Source organism: Intrasporangium sp. (assembly GCF_032907665.1).
In the GTDB taxonomy this organism is placed as follows: Bacteria; Actinomycetota; Actinomycetes; order Actinomycetales; family Dermatophilaceae; genus Intrasporangium.
In genome coordinates this window covers 14,385-16,780 of record NZ_JAJJPG010000084.1, presented here as the reverse complement: position 1 = coordinate 16,780, position 2,396 = coordinate 14,385, and the positions used below count along the sequence as shown (strand labels likewise).

The 2,396-nt window shown below is 70.2% G+C and carries 2 protein-coding genes; one reads left to right on the top strand and one right to left on the bottom strand.

The annotated features are described in order from the left end of the window. Positions 1–1,233: RelA/SpoT family protein (locus tag LOY02_RS12870; RefSeq protein WP_317182756.1), on the top strand; the 1,233-nt coding region annotated here is incomplete at its 5' end. A gap of 5 nt (positions 1,234–1,238) precedes the next feature. Here the strand turns inward: LOY02_RS12870 and LOY02_RS12865 are convergent. Then, on the bottom strand, positions 1,239–2,396 hold a 1,158-nt coding region (locus tag LOY02_RS12865), incomplete at its 5' end, for a DUF349 domain-containing protein (protein WP_317182755.1).

The window sequence follows — 2,396 nt, the reverse complement described above, 5'->3', positions numbered from 1 at the left end:
CACACGATGCACCGCCGGGCCGAGTACGGCGTCGCCGCGCACTGGAAGTACAAGGACCAGTCGGTCGGGGGTGGTGCCAAGCCGGGGGAGGCTGCACCGCAGAACGACATGGCCTGGCTGCGCCAGCTGCTCGACTGGCAGCGTGAGACCGAGGACCCCGGCGAGTTCCTCGACGCGCTCCGGTTCGAGATGGGATCCAGCGAGGTCTACGTCTTCACTCCGAAAGGCTCCGTCGTCGCCCTGCCGGTCGGCGGCACGCCGGTCGACTTCGCCTACGCGGTCCACACCGAGGTGGGCCACCACTGCATCGGCGCGCGGGTCAATGGCAGGCTCGTCCCGCTCGAGTCGACTCTCGAGAACGGCGACGTCGTCGAGGTGCTCACCTCGAAGGCCGATGGCGCAGGCCCGAGCCGCGACTGGCTCGGCTTCGTCAAGAGCGCCCGGGCCCGCAACAAGATCAAGGCGTGGTTCTCCAAGGAGCGCCGCGAGGAGGCCATCGACGCGGGCAAGGAGAGCATCGCCAAGGCCATGCGGAAGCAGAACCTCCCGCTTCAGCGTCTGATGAGCCACGAGTCGATGACCGCCGTCGCGACCGACCTGCGCTACCAGGACATCGAAGCGCTGTACGCCGCCGTCGGGGAGGGCCACGTCTCCGCCCAGCACGTCGTCGGCAAGGTCGTCGCATCCATGGGTGGCGTCGAAGGTGCCACGGAGGACCTGGCCGAGGCGACCGTTCCCACCCGAGCCGCAGCCCGCCGGCGCCGCGGGGGAGACCCGGGCGTCGTGGTCGTCGGAACGGCCGACGTGTGGGTCAAGCTCGCGAAGTGCTGCACCCCGGTCCCCGGCGACCCGATCCTCGGCTTCGTCACGCGGGGCAGTGGGGTCTCGGTGCACCGGGTCGACTGCACCAACGCCTCCCAGCTCACCGCGAACCCGGAGCGGCTCATCGACGTGGAGTGGGCGCCGTCCTCAGCCAGCGTCTTCCTCGTCCAGCTCCAAGTCGAGGCACTCGACCGGAACCGGCTGCTCAGCGACGTCACCCGGGTCCTCTCGGACCAGCACGTCAACATCCTCTCGGCCTCTGTGCAGACCTCGCGTGACCGGGTGGCGATCTCTCGCTTCACCTTCGAGATGGGCGACCCCACCCACCTCGAGCACGTCATCAAGGCCGTGCGTCGGATCGACGGCGTCTTCGATGTCTACCGGGTCAACGGGGGCAAGTCGACGGCCTGACGGCGTCAGCCGCCGAACTCACGCACCCCCGCACGCGCCTGGTCGAGCCAGGCCTGCCGCGCATCGAGCGCCTCCTGGGCCTTCTTCACCCGCGCTGCATTGCCGGAGGCCTCGGCCTTGGCGAGGTCCTCCTTGAGATCGGCCACCGCGCGCTCGAGCTGCTCAACCATGCCTTGGGCGCGTGCCGCCGCCTCGGGGTTCGTGGAGCGCCATCTGCGGTCCTCGGCGTCACGGACGGCCTGCTCGACCCGGCGCATCGCCTTCTCCACCCGGTCGATGTCGCCGCGCGGAACCTTGCCCGCGGCGTCCCACTTGTCCTGAATGACACGCAGCTGCGCCTTGGCCTTCTCGAGGTCGGTCACCGGGAGAATGGCCTCGGCATCGACGAGCAGCGCCTCCTTGACGGCGAGGTTGCCTCGGTACTGCTCCTCCTCGGCCGCCACGACCGCGTCCTTCGCCGCGAAGAACGCGTCCTGCGCCGCCTTGAACCGGGCCCACAGCCGGTCATCATCGGCGCGGCTCGCTCGGCCGGCGCGGCGCCAGTCGTCCATGAGCCGCTTGAAGGCGCCGGCGGTGGCCGCCCAGTCCTTGCTCGTCGAGAGTCGTTCGGCCTCCGCGACGAGCCGCTCCTTGGCAGCCTTGGCCTCCGCGTGTGTCGCGTCGAGGGTGGCGAAATGGGTTCGGCGGGCCTTGTCGAAACGGTTGCGGGCCGCGCTGAACCGCTGCCACAGTCCGGACTCCGTCTCGCGGTCGAGGCGCGTCGCGGAGCGCTGGTGCGCCTTCCACTCGTCGAGGAGCTCGCGCATCCGGGCGCCGCTCTGCTTCCACTGGATGCGGTTCTCCGGTTGGGCCGCGATGCCTTCGGCCTCCGCGACGATTCGCTCGCGCTCGGCGGTGGCGGCCGCGCGGGCCTCTGCCCGGTGCTGCTGCTCGACGAGCCGCTTGGCGGCGATGCCCGACTGGATCTCGTCGAGCTTCGTGGCAAGGGCTTCGAGGTCGCCGACGACAGCCGCTCCCTCGACCTGCGAGGTCAGGGCCTTGAGGGCCTCGGCGACATCCTTGGACGGCACCTCGGGTTGGGCCAGACGCTGCTCGAGGAGCACGGCAGACGCGTAGAGCTCGTCGTACTTGCGCGCGAAGTAGGTCAGCGCCTCCTCAGGGGT